Source organism: Streptomyces sp. NBC_01304 (assembly GCF_035975855.1).
Classification (GTDB): domain Bacteria; phylum Actinomycetota; class Actinomycetes; order Streptomycetales; family Streptomycetaceae; genus Streptomyces.
On the sequence record NZ_CP109055.1, the window covers coordinates 10,423,474 to 10,446,730 of the forward strand.

A 23,257-nucleotide genomic window follows, 5' to 3' on the forward strand; every position below is an offset into this window, starting at 1 on the left:
CCTTCGACCCTTGCTCAAGCGGTTCCGCTTTGGATGGTCGGGACCCTGATCTGCCCGTCCGGGGCAGCCCACACGTCGACTACGGCCGCTTCATGAGACCGCTGCTCGGTCGCGCGCCGGTCGCGCAGAAAGGCTCGATGGTGTCGAACTCGCATCAAGACCGGATGGAAGCAGCCCTCCCCGCGATCCGCGCCCTGCAGAAGCGCGCGGCCGACCTCGAGGCCCAGCGGGTGGAACCGATCGCCGTGGTGGCGATGGCCTGCCGGCTGCCGGGCGGGATCGACACACCCGAGGGCTTCTGGGAGCTCCTTGCCTCGGGCGGCGACGCGATCGGTGGTCTCCCGGAGCGCTGGAAGAGCCTCGACCTGTTCGACCCGGACCCGGACGCCGTCGGCAAGAGCTACTCCCGACAGGGCGGATTCCTCGACGACATCGAGCACTTCGACGCCTCGTTCTTCGGCATCAGCCCGCGCGAGGCCATGTCGATGGACCCGCAGCAGCGGCTGATTCTCGAGGCCTCCTGGGAAGCGCTGGAACGGGCGGGCATCAGGCCCGACACGCTCAACGAGTCCCGCACGGGCGTCTACCTGGGCACCATGGGCTCCGACTACGGCGATCTGGGCCGCGACCTGGACGCCCTCGACGGCTATGTCAGCACCGGCAAGGCAAGCAGCGTCCTGTCCGGCCGAGTCTCGTACGCACTGGGTCTCCAGGGCCCGGCCGTCACCGTCGACACGGCCTGCTCGTCCTCCCTGGTCTCCCTGCACCTGGCCGTGCAGGCCCTGCGTCAGCGCGAGTGCGAACTCGCCCTCGCCGGCGGCGTCACCCTGATGAGCGCCCCCACCCTCTTCGTGGAGTTCTCCCGCCTCAAGGCCATGGCCCCGGACGGGCGTTGCAAGTCCTTCTCGGCCGACGCCGACGGCGCGGGCTGGGCCGAGGGCGTCGGCATGCTGGTCCTCAAGCGGCTCTCGGTCGCCGAGCGCGACGGCGACCGGATCCTCGCCGTCGTCCGGGGCAGCGCCGTGAACCAGGACGGCCGCAGCCAGGGCCTGACCGCCCCCAACGGCCCCTCCCAGCAGCGCGTCATCGAAGAAGCCCTCACCGCCGCCCGACTGACCCCCGCCGACATCGACGCCATCGAGGCGCACGGCACCGGTACGTCGCTGGGCGACCCGATCGAAGCGGGCGCCCTCGCCGAGGTGTTCGGCTCCGCACGCGACACCGGCCGGCCGGTCTACCTGGGCTCCTCGAAGTCGAACATCGGGCACACCCAGGCCGCCGCAGGCGTGGTCGGCGTGATCAAGACGATCCTGTCCCTGCAGCACGAGACGCTGCCCAAGACCCTGCACGCCGACGAGCCGAGCGCCCTGGTCGAGTGGGAGACCAGCGGCCTCGCTCTCCTCCAGGACGCCACGCCATGGACACGGACGGAGGGCCGTCCGCGTCGCGCCGGCGTCTCGTCGTTCGGCCTCAGCGGTACGAACGCGCACGTCATCGTCGAAGAGCCCCCGACGGCCCCGGCCGCCGAGGCCGACGACACCGAGCAGACCGCACCGCCCGCGCAGCTGCCCGTTCCTGTGCCGGTCGTGGTGTCGGGCGCGAGTGAGGGTGCGTTGCGGGCACAGGCGGGGCGCTGGGCGTCCTGGCTGGAGGGCCGCACCGATGTGCCGCTCGCTGACATCGCCGTGACGGCGGCTCGGCATCGCTCGCATTTGGAGTCGCGGGCGAGCGTGCTGGCGGGTTCGGTCGAGGAGTTGGTGGCGGGGCTGCGGTCGGTGGCTGAGGGGCGGGCTGATGATGCGGTGGTGACGGGGGCGGCTGCTCGGCGTGGCCGGGTGGTGTTCGTGTATCCGGGTCAGGGTTCGCAGTGGGTGGGGATGGGGCGTGAACTCCTCGCCGAGGGTGGGGTGTTCGCGGCGACGATCGATGCGTGTGATGCGGCGCTCGCGCCGTTTACGGGTTGGTCGGTGCGTGAGGTGTTGGCGGGGGAGGAGGGCGATCACCCGCCGTTCGACCGGGTGGATGTGGTCCAGCCTGCTCTGTTCGCGATGGGTGTGGGCCTGTCCGCGCTCTGGCGGTCGCTGGGTGTGGAACCGGCTGCTGTTGTCGGTCATTCGCAGGGCGAGGTCGTTGCCGGTGTGGTGAGCGGTGCTCTCACTTTGGAGCAGGGGGCGCAGATCGTGGCGCGTCGCTCGCACGCGGTCCTCGCGTGTGCAGGGCAGGGCGGGATGGCGTTGATCGAGCGTCCTGTGGCCCAAGTCGAGGAGTTCCTGGCTCCTTACGGTGATGCGTTGTCGGTGGCGGCGGTGAACACGGCTGGTTCGACGGTGATTTCGGGTCAGGCCGCAGAGCTGGACGCGCTGGTGGCGGATCTTCAGGCGCAGGATGTGTACGCCCGGAAGATCAACGTGGATTACGCGTCGCACAACGCCCAGATGGACCCGTTGTTGCCTGCCCTCGCGGAGGACTTCGCGGGCATCGTGCCCAGGGCCACGGACATCGCCTTCTACTCGACGGTGACCGGCCAGATCGCGGAGGGTGCGGAGCTGGACGGCGCGTACTGGTGCCGCAACCTCCGTGAGCGGGTCCGCTTCGACCAGGCGCTGACCCGGCTCCTGGAGGACCGGCACACGGTCTTCGTGGAAATGTCCGCACACCCGGTCCTGTCCATGCCGCTCACGGACGGCAGCGCCGAGCACGGCGGCATCGTCGTCGGCTCCCTCGCCCGCGACAAGGGCGACAGGGCCCAACTCCTGCGCAACGTAGGCCTGTTGCACACCCAAGGCCACACCATCGACTGGGACCGCGTCCTGAACACCGGCCCGGAAATGACCCCGGCCCTGGTCCCGCTCCCCACCTACGCCTTCCAACGCGAGCACTACTGGACCCAGCCCGCCAAGAACACCGGCGACGTCCGTTCCTTCGGCCTGCACGGGGCGGAGCACCCCTGGCTGGGTGCGCTCACCATGACCGCCGGCGACGAGGGGCATCTGTTCACCGGACGCATCTCGCTCATCGAGCAGCCGTGGCTCAAGGAGCACGCGGTCCACGGCACCGTCCTCGTCCCCGGCACCGGACTGCTCGAACTCGCCCTCACCGCCGCCGATCACGTCGGCGCCGCGGGCGTCGCCGCGCTGACCCTGCTCGAACCGCTCCTCCTCCCGGAGAACGCCACCGTCCGGCTCCAGGTCGTCGTCGCCGTGCCCGACGAGAGCGGACGCCGGCCGGTCGCCGTCTACAGCCAGCCCGAGGACGCACCGCCCGGCGCGACCTGGCGGCGGCACGCGAGCGGCGAACTGTCGGCAAGCGCAGCCGTACGTACGGCCGACGACGGCACGGAAGCAACGGAAGCAGCGGACGAACTGGCCCAATGGCCGGTCCCTGGCGCCGAACAGCTCCCCCTCGACGGCTTCTACGACGCCTTCGCCGCCCGTGGCCTCGCATACGGCCCCGCCTTCCAGGGCCTCACCGAACTGTGGCGCAAGGGCGACACCGCGTACGGCCTCGTCCGGCTGCCCGAAGGCCTCGGCGCCGACCACTTCGGCATCCACCCGGCCCTCCTCGACGCCGCCCTGCACCCCCTCGTCGCCGTACAGGGCGAGACGGGCGACGACGACGGACAGGTGCTGCTCCCGTTCGAGTGGACGGACGTGGACCTGCACGCCACCGGCAGCACCGAGATACGCGTACGCATCCGGCGGGACGCCGAACAGTCCGGCATCCGGATCGTCGTGGCCGACCCGGCCGGGCAGCCCGTGGCCGCGGGCGCCCTCCAGTTGCGCGCGGCGAGCGTCGAGCAGATCCGGGCGGGCAACACCGCCGAGCACCTGTACCAGGTGGAATTCCGGGCGGCCCCCCGGCTCGAGGCGGACCCGACGGAGGGCGCCACCTGGGTGCTCGGCGGGAACGGCACGCCCGTGACCGAGCTGGACGCCCACCATGTCGCCGATGTGGATGTCGTCGCCGCCCACCTCGCAGACGGCCGGGAGGTGCCCGCCCGACTGGTCGTGGACCTTTCGACGACCCCCGCGCACCTGGCCGGGGACGATGCCCCGCGCACCGCGCAGGAGCTGACGGCAGCCACCCTCGCCACGCTGCAGCGACTCCTCGCCGAGCCGGCACTCGCCGAGACCGAGCTCGTCTGGCTGACCTGCGGGGCCGTGTACGCCGAAGACGGCGACGTACCCGAGGTCACGACCGCTCCCGCCTGGGGCCTGCTGCGCACCGCCAGGACCGAACACGCCGACCGGTCGCTGCGCCTCGTCGACCTTTCGGGACCCGACGACCTGACGCAGCTCGCACCGGCCCTCGCCACGGCGGGCGAGCCCGAACTCGCCGTCCGCGCAGGGGAGATCAGGGCACCGCGGCTCACCCCCGCCGCCCCGGCCACTGGCTCCGGCACACCCCTCGACGCGCAGGGCACCGTGCTCATCACCGGAGGCACCGGCGAGCTCGGCCGGCTGCTCGCCGGTCATCTCGTACGCGGCCACGGCGTGCGGCACCTCGTCCTCACCTCCCGGCGCGGCCCGCAGGCCCCGGGCGCGCAGGAGCTGATCGACGACCTGGAGTCGGCCGGCGCCGCGAGCGTACGCATCGTGGCCTGTGACGTATCGGCGTACGACGAGGTCGAGGCCCTGCTGACCGGCGTGGACGCAGACCACCCGTGGACCGGGATCTTCCACCTCGCGGCGGTCCTGGACGACGGGATCGTGCAGTCCCAGGACGCGGACCGGCTCGCCCACGTATGGGCGCCGAAGGCCGCAGGCGCCCTCCACCTGCACGAGCTGAGCCGTGAACTCGGCCTGGATCTCGCCGCGTTCGTCCTCTTCTCCTCGGCCGCCGGTGTCCTCGGCGGCGCCGGCCAGAGCACCTACGCCGCCGCGAACGCCTACCTGGACGCCCTCGCCGTCCTGCGCCGCGCCATGGGCCTGCCCGGCACCAGCCTGTCCTGGGGCCTGTGGCAGCAGGCCGGCATCGGCCTCACCGCGAGCCTCGGCGAGGCGGAACTGGCCCGCCTCCGCCGTCAGGGCGTGGGCGCCCTCGACCAGGCGCAGGGCCTCGCTGCCCTGGACACAGCGCTCGGTCACGACCGGGCCCACCTCGTCCCCGTCAAGCTGGAGCAGGACGCACTCCAACGCGCCCTGGACGGCGGCTCCGACATACCGGCGCTGCTCCGCTCCCTGGTACGCACCCGGCGCCGCCGCGCCGGCTCGGCGAGCACCGGTGCCGCGGGCCTCAAGGGCCGGCTGCAGGCGCTGGCGCAGCAGGACCGGCTCGCCGCCGTCACGACCGTGGTCCGCGGCGAGGCCGCCGTGATCCTGGGCATGCCGGGACCGGAGGCGATCGGCGCGGGACAGATCTTCAAGGAACTGGGTCTCGATTCGCTGATGGCGGTGGAGCTCCGTCGCCGCCTGGCCGCGGAGAGCGGCATCGCCCTGCCGGCGACCCTCGCCTTCGACTACCCGACCCCCACCGCGATCGCCGAACTCATCCTTGAACGCCTGGAGTTGCAGGCCCCGGACAGCGCCCCGCAGCAGCGCCGCCCCCAGTCGAGCACCGTCGCCGACGAGCCGATCGCCGTGGTGGCGATGGCGTGCCGGCTGCCCGGCGGGATCGAGTCGCCCGAGGGCTTCTGGGGGCTGCTGGCGTCCGGTGGCGACGCGGTGAGCGAGTTCCCGGCGCGCTGGCGCGGGCTGGACGTGTTCGATCCGGATCCTGCGGTGGAGGGCAAGAGCTACGGGTGCGAGGGCGGATTCCTCGCCGACGAGCACGTGGAGCGCTTCGACGCCGCGTTCTTCGGGATCAGCCCGCGCGAGGCGATCTCCATGGACCCGCAGCAGCGGCTCGTCCTCGAAGCCTCGTGGGAGGCCCTGGAGCGGGCAGGCGTACGTCCGGAAGGAGCGGTCGGCAGTCGTACGGGCGTGTACCTGGGCGCCATGAATTCCGACTACGGCGATGTCCGCGGCCATGATCTGTCGGCGCTGGACGGGTACGTCGGGACGGGCAAGGCCAGCAGCATCCTCTCCGGCCGTGTCTCGTACGCGTTGGGCCTGCAGGGCCCGGCGATGACCGTCGACACGGCCTGCTCGTCGTCGCTCGTGTCGATCCATCTGGCGACACAGGCCCTGCGTACCGGCGAATGCGAACTCGCCCTCGCGGGCGGCGTCACCGTCATGTCGACCCCCGCGACCTTCGTGGAGTTCTCCCGCCTCAAGGCCATGTCCCCGGACGGGCGTTGCAAGTCCTTCTCGGCCGGAGCGGATGGCGCGGGCTGGTCCGAGGGTGTCGGCGTACTGGTGCTCAAGCGCCTGTCGGCGGCGGAGCGGGACGGCGATCAGGTCCTTGCCGTGATCCGTGGCAGCGCCGTGAACCAGGACGGTCGCAGCCAGGGCCTGACCGCGCCCAACGGTCCTTCCCAGCGTCGCGTCATCCAGGACGCGCTCGCGGCCGCCCGCCTGACAGCCGCCGACATCGACGCGATCGAGGCCCACGGCACCGGTACGTCGCTGGGTGACCCGATCGAAGCGGGCGCGCTGGCCGAGGTGTTCGGCCTGGAGCGTGACGCCGACCGGCCCGTCTATCTGGGCTCGTCGAAGTCGAACATCGGGCATGCGCAGGCCGCCGCCGGTGTCGCGGGCGTGATCAAGATGATCCTGGCGCTGCAGCACGAGACGCTTCCGAAGACCTTGCACGCGGACGAGCCCAGCTCACTGATCGACTGGGACGGCAGCGGCCTCCAACTCCTCCAGGACGCCAAGCCCTGGACCCGCAACCCCGAGCGTCCGCGCCGGGCAGGCGTGTCCTCGTTCGGCCTAGGTGGCACCAACGCCCACGTCGTCGTCGAGGAACCCCCGCTGCGGCACACCACCGACGACATCGCGGCCGAACCGCCCACGGTGTTGCCGGTGTTGCTCTCCGCCCAGAGCGAGCCCGCACTGCGCGAGCAGGCCGGACGCTGGGCGACCTGGCTGGAGAACCACCAGGACATCCCCCTGGCCGACGTGGCGACGACGGCCGCCCTGCACCGTACGCACTTCGACGCACGCGCCGGAATCACCGCCACCACCAACCAAGAGGCCGCCGCACTCCTGCGCGCACTCGCCGAAGGAACGCCCCACCCGAACATCGTGTCCGGCGCGGCGAAGCAGCGCGGCAAGACCGTGTTCGTCTTCCCCGGGCAGGGCACCGACTGGGAGGGCATGGCCGGCGAACTCCTGGACCACAGCCCGGCGTTCCTGGCCGCGGCCACCGAGTGCGACGAGGCGCTGCGCCCGTACACCGGCTTCTCCCCGCTCGCCCGGCTGCGCGGTGAGGACCGTGCCGAGCTGCCCTTCGAGCGCCTCGACGTGGTCCAGCCCGTGCTGTTCACGATGTACATCGGACTCGCCGCAGCCTGGCGATCCCTCGGCCTCGAACCCGCGGCGGTCGCCGGACACAGCCAGGGCGAGGTCGCCGCGGCCGTCGTCGCCGGGGCGCTGACCGTCGAGGAGGGCGCCCGCATCGTGGCGCTGCGCAGCCAGGCACTGCAGCGCGACGGCGGTGGCGGCGAGATGGCCGTCGTCGAACTGCCCGTCGCCGAAGTGCGGGAGCACATCGCCGAGTACGGGGACGCCCTGTCCATCGCCGGCGTCAACACCGAGCGCTGGACGGTGATCTCGGGAGACGCCGACGCCGTCATGGAGGTCCTCATGGACCTCGACGAGGACGACGTGGTCTGCGGAAAGCTCAACTCGTCCTGCGCCTCGCACAGCGCCCACATGGATCCGCTGCTGCCCGCCCTGCGGGCCGAGCTCGACGTACTGAGCCCGCAGCCGACCACCATCCCCTTCTACTCCACCGTCACCGGCGCCCCCCTCGACGGCACCGAGCTCGACGCCGACTACTGGTGCCGCAACCTGCGCGAGCCCGTGCGTCTGGACCTGGCCCAGGCCCGGCTCCTGGAGGACGGGCACGACGTGTTCGTCGAGGTCAGCCCCAACCCCGTACTGGTCATGCCGCTGTCCGACGGCAGCGAGGCCGTGGGCGGCCTCGTCGTGCCGACGCTCCAGCGCGACCAGGGCGGCCTGGACCAACTCCTGCGCACCCTCGCCCTGTTGCACGTCCAGGGCCACGCCGCCGACTGGACGCGGGCGCTCGCCGGGCCCGGCGATGAGCGGCCCGCCCCGTACACGCCGGCCGATCTGCCGACGTACGCCTTCCAGCGCGAGCGCTTCTGGATCGACGCCGCACCCACCCGCGGCGACGCCCGCTCGATGGGCCTCGCCGACGCCCACCACCCCTGGCTCGGCGCCGTCACCACCATGGCGAACGGCGAAGGCCAGGTCCTGACCGGGCGGCTGTCCCTCGCCACCCACCCCTGGCTGCGCGACCACGCAGCCTTCGGCACCGTCCTGGTGCCCGGCACCGGACTGCTCGAACTCGCCCTGGCCGGCGCCCGCGAAGCCGGTGCCGCCCAGGTCGGCGGACTCACCCTCGCCGAACCCCTCGTCCTCGACGGCAACACCGCGGTCGACGTACAGGTCGCCGTCGGCCCGCCCGGCCTCGGCGGCGAACGCTCCGTCGCCGTCTACAGCCGACGCGAGGCCGACCAGGACACCTGGACCTGCCACGCCACCGGCCGCCTCCTCGACGACGGCGCCGACATCGACCAGGAGGGCTTCGCCGACCTGGCCGGCTGGCCCGTCGCCGACGCCGAACGCCTCTCCCTGGACGGCTTCTACGAGCGCCTGGAGAACCGGGGCGTGGGCTACGGCCCCGCCTTCCAGGGCCTGACCGAACTGTGGCGCAAGGGCGACACCGCGTACGGCCTGGTCCGGCTGCCCGAGGACGTGCCCGGCCAGGACTACGGCATCCACCCCGCCCTCCTCGACGCCGCCCTGCACACCCTGCAGGCCGTCCGCGACAAGGACGCCGACGACCAGCGGGTGCTGCTGCCCTTCGAGTGGGAGGGCGCCGAGCTGTACGCGGTCGGCAGTTCGACGCTGCGCGTCCGCATCGACCTCGACACCGAGCACCTGGCCGCCCGCATCTGGGTCGCCGACGCCCAGGGCCGGCCCGTCGCCGGAGCACACGCCCTGCGCCTGCGCGAGGCCACACCGGAGCAGATCCGCGCCGGACGGCCCGTCGATCACCTCTACGAAGTCGCCCTCAAGCCCCTGAACCTGCCCTCCGGTACGCCGCCACAGCAGCGCACCTGGCTGCTCGGCGACAACGCCGCGCTGACCGCCGCACTCCACGCCGACGGCATCGCGGACGCCGAGACCCTGCGCGCCCGCCTGGACGAAGGCGCACAGCCGCCGCAGCGCCTCGTGATCGACGTACCGGTGGCTCCCGGGCCGACCGACATCGCGGCCACCGTCCGCGACGTCACCAGCGAAGCACTCGCCCAGGCGCAGTGGATCGTCGGCGAACCCCGCCTCGAATCAACCGAGTTGGTGTGGCTCACGCACGGCGCCGCCGTCCTCGGCGACGGCGGGGACGACCTGGCCGGCGCCCCCCTGTGGGGACTCGTCCGCTCCCTGCGCTCCGAGTACGCCGAGCGGATCGTGCGCCTCGTCGACGCCGACGCGGCCGCCTCCGACGAACTCCTCGGCCGCGCCCTCGCGGCATCGGCCGAACCCGAGACCGCCGTACGCGGCGGACAGCTCCTCGCCCCCCGCCTGACCCGCGCCACCGCGGCCCCGGACCAGGAAGATGTCGGCCCGGTCTGGAACCCGGCCGGCACCCTCCTCATCACCGGCGGCACCGGCGAGCTCGGCCGTCAGGTCGCCGGACACCTGGTGCGCGAACACGGCGTGCAGCACCTCGTCCTGACCTCCCGGCAGGGCCCCGACGCCCCCGGCGCCGACGAGTTCGCCCGCGACCTCGAAGCGGCCGGCGCCGCGAGCGTACGCATCGTGGCCTGCGACATCACCGAACGCGAGCAGCTGCGCGCGGTCCTCGACGACGTCGATGCCGCCCACCCCTGGGCCGGTGTCGTGCATCTGGCGGGAGTCCTCGACGACGGCCTCGCCGTCGGCCAGGACGCCGAGCGCATGTGGCGCGTCATGGCGCCCAAGGTCGCGGGCGCGGCGCACCTGCACGCACTCACCAAGGACCTCGACCTGTCGATGTTCGTGCTCTTCTCCTCGGTGGCGGGTGTGTTCGGCAGCGCCGGCCAGAGCACCTACGCCGCGGCCAACGCGTTCCTCGACGCACTCGCCGAACAGCGCCGCACCCAAGGGCTGCCCGCGACCAGCCTGTCGTGGGGCCTGTGGGAGCAGGCCGGCGTCGGCCTCACCGCGACCCTCAGCCAGGCCGACCTGGCCCGCATGCGCCGCCAGGGCATCGGCGCGCTCACCCCACAGCAGGCCCTGCGCCTCATGGACACGGCCCTCACCAGGGGCGGCGCGCACTACGTACCCGCCAAGCTGGAGATCGGCGCACTCCAGCGGGCCATGGACAACGGCGAGGAGACCCCCGCCCTGCTCCGCGGCCTGCTGCGCACCCGGATGCGCCGCGTCCAGGACGCCACCGCCGCACCGGCGGCCCTGCGCGACCGGCTCGCCGCACTCCCCGAGAAGGAGCAGCAGCGACTGCTCCTGCAGACGGTCCAGCGCGAGGCCTCCGTCGTCCTCGGCCTGTCCGACGCCGAAGGCCTCGGCGCGGAACAGGTCTTCAAGGAGGTCGGCCTCGACTCCCTCATGGCCGTCGAGCTCCGTCGCCGCCTGGCCGCGGAGAGCGGCATCGCCCTGCCGGCGACCCTCGCCTTCGACTACCCGACGCCCACCGCCATCGCCGGATTCCTCCTGGAACAGCTCGCCCCGGCGGCCGGCACCGGCGGCTCCCGCCGCGCCGCCACCGCCACCCTCACCAAGACGCAGATCGACGGCCTGGTGGAACTCCTGCGCTCCGCCACGCCGCAACAGCTCGAAGCACAAGGGCTGGCAGGAGGCCTCCTCGACCTCAAGGACGGCCTGGCCAAGATCGTCACGCAGGCCGAGCCCGAGGCCGACGACGAGCCCGACGCCGAAGGCAGCACCGAGGACCTCCTCCAGTTCCTTGACGACAAGTTTGGAGTCAACTCATGAGCGGGTCCGCCGCCGAGAAGCTCGAGTCCCATCTGAGGCGCGCCACCGCGGCACTGCTCAGCACAGAGAAGGAACTCCGCGCCGAACGCGCCGCACGCACCGAGCCGATCGCCGTGGTGGCGATGGCGTGCCGGCTGCCGGGCGGAATCGAGTCGCCCGAGGGCTTCTGGGGGCTGCTGGCGTCCGGTGGCGACGCGGTGAGCGGCTTCCCGGGCCGGTGGCGGGGCCTGGACGTGTTCGACCCCGACCCCGAGGTCGAGGGCAAGAGTTACGGGTGTGAGGGCGGGTTCCTCGCGGACGAGCACGTGGAGCGTTTCGACGCGGGGTTCTTCGGGATCAGCCCGCGTGAGGCGATCTCGATGGACCCGCAGCAGCGGCTCGTCCTTGAAGCCTCGTGGGAGGCCCTGGAGCGCGCGGGCATCGCGGCTGACGGGCTGGTCGGCAGCCGTACGGGTGTCTATCTGGGCACCATGAACTCGGATTACGGCGACGTCCGTGGCCACGATCTGTCGGCGCTGGACGGGTACGTCGGGACGGGCAAGGCCAGCAGCATCCTCTCCGGCCGTGTCTCGTACGCGTTGGGTCTGCAGGGCCCGGCGATGACCGTCGACACCGCCTGCTCCTCCTCCCTGGTCTCCGTGCACCTCGCGGCGCAGGCGCTGCGGCAAGGGGAGTGCGAACTCGCCATCGCCGGCGGCGTCACGGTCATGAGCACCCCCTCCCTCTTCGTGGAGTTCTCCCGCCTCAAGGCGATGGCTCCCGACGGGCGTTGCAAGTCTTTCTCGGCCGGAGCGGATGGCGCGGGCTGGTCCGAGGGCGTCGGCGTACTGGTCCTCAAGCGCCTGTCGGCGGCGGAGCGGGACGGCGACCGGGTACTTGCCGTGATCCGTGGCAGCGCCGTGAACCAGGACGGTCGCAGCCAGGGTCTGACCGCGCCCAACGGTCCTTCCCAGCGTCGCGTCATCCAGGACGCGCTCGCGGCCGCCCGCCTCACCCCCGCGGACATCGACGCGATCGAGGCCCACGGCACCGGCACCTCCCTGGGTGACCCGATCGAAGCGGGCGCCCTGGCCGAGGTGTTCGGCCCCGCACGCGATGCCGACCGGCCCGTCCATCTCGGCTCGTCGAAGTCGAACATCGGGCACGCGCAGGCCGCCGCCGGTGTCGCGGGCGTGATCAAGATGATCCTCGCGCTGCAGCACGAGACGCTGCCCAAGACCTTGCACGCGGACGAGCCGAGCGCGCTGATCGACTGGGACGGCAGTGGGCTTGAGCTGCTGCAGGAGGCACGTCCGTGGCAGCGGGAGGAGGGGCGCCCGCGCCGGGCGGGCATCTCGTCGTTCGGCCTGAGCGGTACGAACGCCCACGTCATCGTCGAAGAACCGCCGGTCGCCCCGGCCGCCGAAGCCGACGCCACCGAGCGGGACGAACCGCCCGTGACGCTGCCCGTGCCCGTGGTGCTGTCCGGCCAGGACGAGTCCGCACTGCGCGAGCAGGCGGGACGCTGGGCCACCTGGCTGGAGAGTCACCCGGACACCTCGCTGTCCGACGTGGCGACGACGGCTGCCCGGCACCGTATGCACTTCGACGTGCGGGCGAGCGTCCTGGCGACGGACGCGGCCGAACTCGTGCACGGCCTACGGGCCTTGGCCGAGGGCGCCCCCCACCCGGATGTGGTGGAAGGCGCCGTCGCCGAGGGCGAGTTGGCGATGTTGTTCACGGGTCAGGGAAGCCAGCGGGTGGGGATGGGGCGTGGTCTGTATGACGCGTTCCCGGTGTTCCGGGCTGCCTTCGACGAGGTGTGCGGCGCACTGGACCCGGTGCTGTCCAGGCCTCTTGCCGAGATCGTGTTCGCCGAGGTGAGCAGCGCGGATGCGGCGTTGGTGCAGGAGACGGAGTTCACGCAGCCTGCGTTGTTCGCGTTCGAGGTGGCGTTGTTCCGGTTGTGGGCTGCTTGGGGTGTGGAGCCTCGGGTGGTGGCCGGGCATTCGATCGGTGAGCTGGCCGCCGCGCATGTTGCCGGGGTGCTCTCGCTGCCGGATGCGGCTCAACTGGTCGCTTCGCGTGGTCGGTTGATGCAGGCGTGTGAGTCGGGTGGGGCGATGGCGTCGGTGGAGGCGTCGGAGTCGGAGGTCCTGGAGGTTCTGGCCGGGATCGACGGAGGCATCTCGATCGGTGGTCTGAACGGGCCGGTGCAGACGGTCGTCAGTGGTGATGAGGCTGCGGTCTCGCAGGTGGTCGAGCATTTCGCGGCCATGGGGCGTCGTACGCGTCGTCTTGAGGTGTCGCACGCGTTCCACAGCCCGCACATGGACGCGATGCTCGCGGAGTACGAGACCGTCGCGCGCCAGTGCCGTTTCGCGGCGCCGCAGATTCCCCTCGTCTCGACGGTGACGGGCGAGTGGTTCGACACGGATCTCGCCGAGGGTGAGGGTCTGCGTGATCCGGGCTACTGGGTGCGTCAGGTCCGTGAGGCCGTACGGTTCCTCGACGCGATCGGCACCCTCGAACAGGCCGGTGTCGCAAGGTACTTGGAGTGCGGTCCGGCCGCCGTGCTCTCCGCGATGGCGGCAGGTTGCGTCACGGGTGAGGGTCGCGTCTTCGTGCCCTCGCAGCGCGCGGCGGACGCCCCGGACGAGTCGCGAGCCCTGCTGAGGGCCGTGGGTGCGGTGCACGCGGGCGGGCAGGGCATCGACTGGGAGGGCGTCTTCGCCGGTACGTCGCCGACTCTGGTGGATCTCCCGACGTACGCCTTCCAGCGCGAGCGGTACTGGACCGAGCCCTTGTCCGGCTCGGGTGATGTGACCACGGCCGGGCTGGAGTCTCCCGAGCATCCCTGGCTGGGTGCGGCGCTGACCCTGGCGGGCGGCGAGGGGGAGCTGTTCACCGGCCGGCTGTCGATGACTTCCCACCCGTGGCTTCGGGATCATGCGGTGTTCGGCACCGTGCTGGTCCCCGGCACCGGTCTCCTTGAGCTCGCCCTGGCTGCCGCGCAGCGCGCGGGAGCGGCCGGGATCGGTGAACTGACCATCCTGGAGCCCCTCGTACTCCGCGCGGACGAAGCGGTCCGGCTGCAGGTCAAGGTCGGCGCCGCCACCGATGAGGGCACCCGCACCATCGAAATCCACAGCCGCGTCGAAGGAAGCCCCGACGGCACCTGGCGCCGGCACGCCGCCGGCGAGCTCCTGGAGCAGGCCGCCGGACCGGCGCACGACGAAGGCGCCGAGCTGGGCGAGTGGCCCGTGCCCGGCGCGGAACGCGTCGACCTCGACGGGTACTACGACGCCCTCGGCGACCTCGGCCTCGAGTACGGCCCCGCCTTCCAGGGCCTGACCGAACTCTGGCGCAAGGGCAACACCGCTTACGCCCTGGTGCAGTTGCCCGTCTCCGTGTCCGGCAATGCGCACGGCCAGGAGCACGGTCAGGAGCAGGGCCAGGAGTACGGCATCCACCCGGCCCTCCTCGACACTTCGCTGCACGCGCTCGCCGCGCTGCGCGGGCCGGGGGAGCAGGGTTCCGAGCAGGGCTCAGAGCAGGGCTCCGGCGCGCGAGTGCTGTTGCCGTTCGAGTGGAGCGGCGTCGAGTGCTGGGCCGTGGGCCCCGACACCCTGCGGGTGCGACTGGAGCTCGACGAGAGCGACCGGTCCGCCCGCCTGTGGGCTACCGACACCATGGGCTCCCCGGTCGCACAGGTGCGGCGCCTCGGGCTGCGCGAGGCAACACCCGAACAAATACGGGTGGTTGAACCCCTTGAGCATGTGTACGCCGTGGAATTCGGCACGCTGCGCAACCCGCTCCCGGCTCCGACTCCCTCGGTGGACCAGGCGGCTCTCGCTGAAATCTCCGCATGGGTGCTCGGCACCTCGGCCGGACTGCGGGCCATCCCGGGCGAGGAGCACTTCGCGGACCTGGACGCGCTGTTCGCCTACCTCGACACGGGCCACGAAGCCCCGCACCAGCTGATCGTCGACGCGACGGCCGCGCAGCCCGCCTCCGATGGCGAACGGGATGACGTACAAGCCGTACAGGCAGCGGCACTTGAGGCACTGACCGCCGCGCAGCGCATTCTCGCCGAGCCGCGGCTCGAAGACACCGAGCTGGTCTGGATCACCCGCGACAGCGTGGCCGCCACCGACACGGACCGTCTGCACGGAGCGGCACAGGCCGCGGTGTGGGGGTTGGTGCGCGCAGCCCGCGCCGAGTACCCGGACCGGGCGATCCGCCTGATCGACCTGGACGCCGACCAGAACGCCGACCTGGATGCAGGCCAGAACGCTGACCTGGACGCCGACCCGTCGCAGGGCCCGGAGCTCGGGCTCGCCCTCGCGGCGTCCGCCGAACCGGAGATCGCCGTACGCGGCGGGCAGCTGCTCGCGGCCCGTCTGGCACCGGTGCCGACTGCCGACCCGCAGGAGCCGAGTGGCGACGAACAGGCCGCGCCCGTACCGGCGTTGGACCCGCAGGGCTCGGTCCTCATCACCGGCGGAACCGGCGACCTGGGGCAGCGGCTCGCCCACCACCTGGTGCGCGAGCACGCGATCCGCCACCTGGTCCTGACCTCCCGGCGCGGGCTCGACGCCCCCGGAGCCGACGACGCGGTGCGCGCACTCCTCGACGCCGGCGCCGAGACCGTCCAGGTCGCCGCCTGTGACATGGCCGAACGCGACCAGGTCGCGGCGGTGCTCTCGGCCGCCGCGCCGGAGCACCCGTGGACCGGCGTGTTCCACCTGGCCGGGATCGTCGACGACGGCCTGCTCGCCGACCAGGACGCCACACGGTTCGCCCGGGTCCTGGCCCCGAAGGTGGCCGGCGCCGTCCATCTGCGGGACCTCACCGAGGAGTTCGGCGACTGCGCGTTCGTGCTCTTCTCGTCCGTGTCCGGCGTCCTCGGCGGCCCCGGACAGAGCAACTACGCGGCGGCCAACGCCTACCTGGACGCTCTCGCCGCCCAGCTGCGCGCGACCGGCCGCACGGCCGTCAGCCTCTCCTGGGGCATGTGGGAGCAGCACGAGGCAGGCATGGCCGCCCACCTCGGCCGCGCCGACCTCGCCCGCATGCGCCGCCAGGGCGTCGGCGCACTCCAGGACCGGCAGGGGATGCGCGCCCTGGACGCCGCCCTCGCCGGGACCCGCGCCCATCTGGTGCCGGTCCGCCTTGAACTCACGGCGCTGCAAAGGTCGTTCGACCAGGGTGCGGACATCGCCCCGCTCCTGCGCGGGCTCGTCCGCACCAGGCCGCGCCGCGCGGACAGCGGCCGCACCGACACCGGCGACTTCCGTGGCCGCCTTGCCGCGCTCCCCGAGGAGCAGCGCCTGCGCACCCTGGTGAAGCTCGTCCGCGCCGAGACCGCGGCCGTACTCGGCGGCTCCGGCGCGGACGGCATCGGCGAACATCAGGTCTTCCAGGAGTTCGGCATGGACTCCATGACCTCGGTCGAACTGCGCCGCCGCCTCGCCGCCACGACCGGCCTGCAACTGCCGTCGACCCTCGCCTTCGACCACCCCACGCCCACGGCGGTGGCACGCCTGCTGCTCGAACGCCTCGACCTGAGCGCCGCCGCGAAGAAGCAGCACACTGCCGCACGCCGCACCGACGACCGCGCCACGCCCGACGAGCCCCTGGCCGTCGTGTCGATGGCCTGCCGGCTGCCGGGCGGCGTCGACACCACCGAGCGCTTCTGGGACCTCCTCGCCTCCGGCGGGGACGCGATCAGCACCTTCCCGGAGCGCTGGGACGCCCTCGACGTGTACGACCCCGACCCCGCGGCCGTCGGCAAGAGCTACATACGTACCGGCGGATTCCTCGACGACATCGAGCACTTCGACCCGTCCTTCTTCGGGATCAGCCCGCGCGAGGCGATCTCGATGGACCCGCAGCAGCGGCTCGTCCTCGAAGCCTCCTGGGAGGCCCTGGAGCGCGCGGGCATCCGGCCCGCCACGCTCAACGAGTCCCGGACCGGCGTCTACCTGGGCACCATGGGTTCCGACTACGGCAACGGCAGCCTGGACGCCTTGGACGGCTACTTCGGCACCGGCAACGCGAGTGCCGTCCTGTCCGGCCGTGTCTCCTACACGCTGGGTCTGCAGGGTCCGGCGATGACCGTCGACACGGCCTGCTCGTCGTCGCTCGTGTCGATCCATCTGGCGGCCCAGGCGCTGCGTGCCGGTGAATGCGAACTCGCGCTCGCGGGTGGTGTCACCGTCATGTCGACCCCGACCCCGTTCGTGGAGTTCTCCCGCCTCAAGGGCCTTGCCGCCGACGGGCGTTGCAAGCCCTTCTCGGCCGCGTCCGACGGTACGGGCTGGTCCGAGGGCGTCGGCATACTGGTCCTCAAGCGGCTGTCGGCGGCGGAGCGGGACGGCGACCGCGTGCTCGCCGTCATCCGTGGCAGCGCCGTGAACCAGGACGGCCGCAGCCAGGGCCTGACCGTCCCCAACGGCCCCTCCCAGCAACGCGTCGTCCGGGAGGCACTGCAGACCGCCCGCCTCACGCCCGCGGACATCGACGCGATCGAGGCCCACGGCACCGGCACGTCGCTGGGCGACCCGATCGAAGCGGGCGCCCTGGCCGAGGTGTTCGGCCCGGAGCGTGACGCCGACCGGCCCCTGTACCTCGGCTCGTTGAAGTCGAACATCGGGCATGCGCAGGCCGCCGCCGGTGTCGCGGGCGTGATCAAGATGATCCTCGCGCTGCAGCACGAGACGCTTCCGAAGACCTTGCACGCGGACGAGCCCAGCTCCCTCGTCGACTGGGACGGCAGCGGCCTCCAGCTCCTCCAGGACGCCAAGCCCTGGACCCGCAACCCCGGCCGTCCGCGCCGGGCGGGCGTCTCGTCCTTCGGCCTGAGCGGTACGAACGCGCACGTCGTCCTGGAGGAAGCACCCGCCCGGGTCGAGGCCGAAACCGGAGCCGAAGAGCCGCACGGCCCGTATCCCGTGCTGGTGTCGGGGCAGGGCGAGCAGGCGCTGCGCGAGCAGGCGGGGCGCTGGGCGTCCTGGCTGGAGACCCGCCCCGAGCTGCCGCTCGCGGACCTCGCGACGACCGCGGCCCTGCACCGTACGCACTTCGACACACGGGCGAGCGTCCTGGCGACCACCACGCAGGAGGCTGCCGGACTCCTCCGCGCACTCGCGGAGGGCACCCCGCACGCGAATGTCGCACAAGACGCCGTGGTCGAGGGTGAGTTGGCGGTGCTGTTCACCGGTCAGGGTTCGCAGCGAGTGGGGATGGGGCGTGGTCTCTACGACGCGCTCCCGGTCTTCCGGGCCGCCTTCGACGAGGTGTGCGCGGCTCTCGATCCCTTCCTGCGCCGGCCGCTGACGGACGTCGTGTTCGCCGCGGCGGACAGCGCGGAAGCGCGGCTGGTGCACGAGACGGAGTTCACGCAGCCCGCGTTGTTCGCGTTCGAGGTGGCGTTGTACCGGCAGTGGACCGCCTGGGGTGTGGAGCCTCGGGTGGTGGCCGGGCACTCGATCGGTGAGCTGGCCGCCGCGCACGTGGCCGGGGTGCTCTCGCTGCCGGATGCCGCCCAACTGGTCGCCGCACGCGGCCGGTTGATGCAGGCGTGTGAGTCGGGCGGGGCGATGGCCTCGGTCGAGGCGCCGGAGGCAGAGGTCCTGGAGGTCCTGGCCGGGATCGACGGCAGGATCTCCGTCTCCGGGCTGAACGGCCCCGTACAGACAGTCGTCAGCGGCGACGAGGCCGCGGTCGCCGAGGTGATCGAGCACTTCACCGGGGTGGGACGTCGGACGCGCCGCCTTGAGGTGTCGCACGCCTTCCACAGCCCGCACATGGACGCGATGCTCGCCGAGTACGAGACCGTGGCACGGACCTGCGCCTTCGCAGCGCCCCGGATCCCGTTGGTCTCCACGGTGACCGGCGAGCGCTTCGACACCGACCTTGCCGAGGGCGAGGGTCTGCGCGACCCCGCCTACTGGGTGCGCCAGGTCCGCGAAGCCGTACGCTTCCTCGACGCGATCACCACCCTCGAACAGGCAGGGGCGACAAGGTACTTGGAGTGCGGCCCGGCTGCCGTGCTCTCCGCGATGGCGGCAGGCTGCGTGGCCGAGGACTCCGCCAGTCGCTTCACCGCTTCCCTGACGCAGCGGCGCGACGAGCCGGAGCTCGACGAGGTCCGCGCCCTGCTGCGGGCGCTCGGCGCCGTGCATGCCTGCGGGCAGGACGTGGACTGGGCGGGCTTCTTCGCCGGTACGTCGCCGACGCCGGCGGAGCTGCCGACGTACGCCTTCCAGCGCGAGCGGTACTGGACCGAGCCCTCGTCGGGGTCGGGCGACGTGACGACCGCCGGTCTGGAGTCGCCGGAGCACCCGTGGCTGGGTGCGGCGCTGACCCTGGCCGGGGGAGAGGGGCACCTGTTCACCGGCCGACTGTCCGCGTCGGCTCAGCCGTGGCTGAGGGACCATGCGGTGTTCGGCACGGTGCTGGTCCCGGGTACCGGTCTGCTGGAGCTCGCCCTGGCCGCAGCCCAGCGCGCGGGAGCGGCCGGGATCGGTGAACTGACCATCCTGGAACCCCTCGTACTGCGCGCGGACGACTCGGTCCGGCTGCAGGTCAAGGTCGGCGCCGCCACCGACGAGGGCACCCGCACCATCGAGATCCACAGCTGCCGGGAGAAGAGCCCGGACATCGCTGCCTGGACCCTGCACGCCTCCGGGCAGGCAGTGGACGAGCAGCCGCAGGCTCCGGCCGCCGACGCGCTCGCCGAGCTCGGCCGGTGGCCCGTGCCCGGTGCGGAGCGCGTGGCGCTCGACGGGTTCTACGACGACCTGTTCGCGCAAGGCCTCGAGTACGGTCCCGCGTTCCGCGGCCTGACCGAACTCTGGCGCAAGGACGGCGTCGGCTACGGAGTCGTCCGGCTGCCCGACCCGCTCGAAGCGGGCGACTACGGCGTCCACCCGGCACTGCTCGACGCCGCCCTGCACACCCTCGCCGCCACCGGTGGACAGGATGACGAGCGGGACCCGTCGAGCGTCCTGCTGCCGTTCGCCTGGTCCGGGGTCGAGCTGCACGCCTCGGGCGCCACCGAGATCCGCGTACGCGTCGAACTCACCGGGGACTCCCGCGCGACCGTCGTGGCCACCGACACCACCGGCCGCCCGGTCGCGGCCGTCGCCGGGCTCGAAGTGCGCCGGGCCAGTGCCGAACAGCTGCGCATCGGCGAACCCGGCGCCACCGACCACCTCTACCAGGTGGAGTACCAGACGCGCTCCCTGCCCGAGCTCGAAGAGGGCGAACAGCCCCGTACGGGTGCGCAGTTGGTGATCGGACGCGGCGGCGTCGTGGCCGGCCTCATCGGCGTGGAGGCACTGTCCGACCCGGGCGCCGTCCTGGAGCCCGGCGTGGGCGAGCCGGGACGGATCATCGTCGACCTGACGGCCGCCGACCCGGACCCGTCCGCGAGCGAGGGCTGCGCCCTGGCCCGGCAGGCACGGGACGCGGTGATCGAAGCCCTCGAAGGACTCCAGGGCTTCCTCGACGACCCGCGCTTCGAACGCACCGAAGTCATCTGGGTGACCAGGGAAGCCGTCGCGGCCGGACCCGCCGACCCGGTGTCCGCACTGGCCGACGCCCCGCTGTGGGGCCTCATCCGCGTCGCGCGCGCCGAACACCCCGAGCGGAACCTGCGCCTCCTGGACATCGGCGCGGACACCCCGGACCCGGCCCTGCTGCTGCGCGCACTCGCCGCCGAGGGCGAGCCCGAGCTGGCCCTGCGCGGCGACGAGGCCCTGGCGCCGCGCCTGATACGCGCGGTGGCGCCGGGCTCGGCCGCCACCCCGGCCGTCCCGACGCACGGCGACACCTGGCAGCTCGACATCGAGGAGAAGGGCCGGCTCGACACCTTCGTGTTCCGGGCCGCGGACCGCGAGCCGCTGCCCGAGGGCCACGTCCGGGTGCAGATCCGGGCCGCGGGCATGAACTTCCGCGACGTACTGAACGCCCTCGACATGGTGCACGCCCCGAAACTCGGCCTCGAATGCTCCGGAGTCGTCGTCGAGGCCGCCCCGGGCGGCACCGGACTGCGGCCCGGCGATCGCGTCATGGGCCTGGCCGTCGGCACGTTCGGCACCGAGGTCACCGTTGACGCCCGCTGGATGGTGAAGATCCCCGACACGCTGACCCACACACAAGCGGCGACCATGCCGCTCGCCTACCTCACCGCGTACTACGCCTTCACCGACCTCGGCGCCCTGCGCACCGGCGAGAAGGTGCTCATCCACGCGGCGGCCGGCGGCGTCGGCATGGCCGCCGTCCAACTGGCCCGGCACATCGGCGCCGAGGTCTACGGCACCGCGAGCACCCGCAAATGGTCCGCCCTGCGCGAACTCGGCCTGGCCGACGACCACATCGCGTCCTCCCGGGACACGGCCTTCGCCCGGACCTGGCTCGACGCCACCGACGGCGAGGGCGTCGACCTCGTACTCAACGCCCTGACCGGCGAATTCGTGGACGCCTCCCTGAGCATGCTGCCCAGGGGCGGCCGCTTCCTCGAAATGGGCAAGACGGACGTGCGCGACGCCGACGCGACCGCGACCGCCCATCCCGGCGTCGCCTACCAGGCGTTCGACCTGATCGAGAGCGGCGAGGACCGCATCCAGGAGATGCTGCTCGCCCTCGTCGGCCTCCTTGAGCAAGGTGCCATCGGTCCGCTGACCCACACCGCCTTCGACGTCCGGGAGGCGCCCGCCGCCTTCCGGCTCATGGCGCAGGGCCGCAGCACCGGAAAGTTCGTCCTCACCGTCCCGACGGCGATGAACCCCGACGGCACCGCGCTGCTCACCGGAGGCACCGGCGAGCTGGGCCGCCTCGTCGCCCGCCACCTGGTGCGGGAACACGGCGTACGCCACCTCGTCCTGACCTCCCGGCGCGGCCCTGACACCCCCGGCGCGGACGAGATGATCCGGGAACTTGAGGACGCCGGAGCCGCCAGCGTGCGGATCCTGGCCTGCGACGTGTCCAAGCGCGCCGAGGTCGCCCGCATCGTCGACGAGGCCGGTGCGCAGCACCCACTGACCGCCGTCGTGCACCTGGCGGCCGTCCTCGACGACGGCGTCGTGCTCAACCAGAGCGCCGACCGGTTCACCCGCGTCCTCGGCCCGAAGCTCGCGGGCGCCGTCCATCTGCACGAGCTGACCGCGCACTTGGACCTCAGCGCGTTCGTCCTGTTCTCCTCCGCGGCCGGCACCCTCGGTGCGCCGGGGCAGAGCAACTACGCGGCGGGCAACGTGTTCCTCGACGCGCTCGCCGCCCACCGGCGCAGCCGCGGCCTGGTGGCACTCAGCCTGTCCTGGGGCCTGTGGCAGTCGGCCGGCATCGGCATGACGGCCGGGCTCGACGACGCCGAGCTGGGCCGGCTGCGCCGTCAGGGCTCGGGGGCACTCACCCCCGAGGAGGGCATGGGCCTGTTCGCCACCGCCCTCGCCCGGCCGCAGGCTCACCTGGTGCCGATCAAGCTCGACACGGCCGAGCTGCAACGGGACTCGGTGGCCGTGCCGCCGCTGTTCAGCGCACTCGTGCGACCCAGGCCGCGGCGTGCCGCAGCCGCCGCCGAGCAGAGCGCGGCCTTCACCGAGCGGCTCGTCGCCCTGCCCGCGGCGGAACAGCTCGCCTCGCTGCTGCGCTCCGTCCAGCAGGAAGTGGCCGGAGTGCTCGGCCTGTCGGACGACCGGAGCATCGAGGCCGACAAGGCGCTGCGCGAGCTCGGCTGGGACTCCCTGATGGCCGTCGAGCTGCGCAACCGGCTCGCCGCCCTTGCCCGGGTGACGCTGCCGTCCACCCTGACCTTCGACTACCCGACGCCGCGAGCCATCGCCGAACTCCTCCACGTACGCCTCGCCCTCGGCTCCGGCCCGGGCGACGACGGAGCCGCGACGGCCGACACCCCGCCGCAGGACCCGGCCGAACAGGCCGCGTGGGCGCTTGGCCGGATCTCCCCCCAACAGCTGCAGCAGAGCGGACTCCTCGCCCAACTCCTCGACCTCGCCGGGCCCAAGACTGGAGGGGAAACGGTCGCGCAGACGGCCGCGGACGCCCTTCAGGCCGCCGAGGAATTGTCGGACGACGAAATGGACCGGGCCCTGGACGCCGTACTCGGCGACCTGGCGTGAAGCGAAAGCCGTACGGCCGGGGCTCCTATGGCCCGGTGCGTGACCGAACCCCCCCATAAAGAC

Annotated in this window: 2 protein-coding genes; both read left to right on the top strand. The window is 72.6% G+C overall.

The genetic code is table 11. From position 1 onward, the window contains the following. The first annotated feature begins 92 nt into the window (after positions 1–92). Positions 93–11,069 carry an SDR family NAD(P)-dependent oxidoreductase gene (locus OG430_RS46645; protein ID WP_442816674.1) on the top strand — a complete coding sequence of 3,659 codons (10,977 nt, stop codon included), beginning with the start codon at positions 93–95 and terminating at the stop codon, positions 11,067–11,069. Further along, positions 11,066–23,194, top strand: coding sequence for an SDR family NAD(P)-dependent oxidoreductase (locus OG430_RS46650; protein ID WP_327358804.1), 12,129 nt, complete (start codon positions 11,066–11,068; stop codon positions 23,192–23,194). Before OG430_RS46645 ends, OG430_RS46650 begins: the two co-directional genes overlap by 4 nt. Positions 23,195–23,257 lie beyond the last annotated feature (63 nt).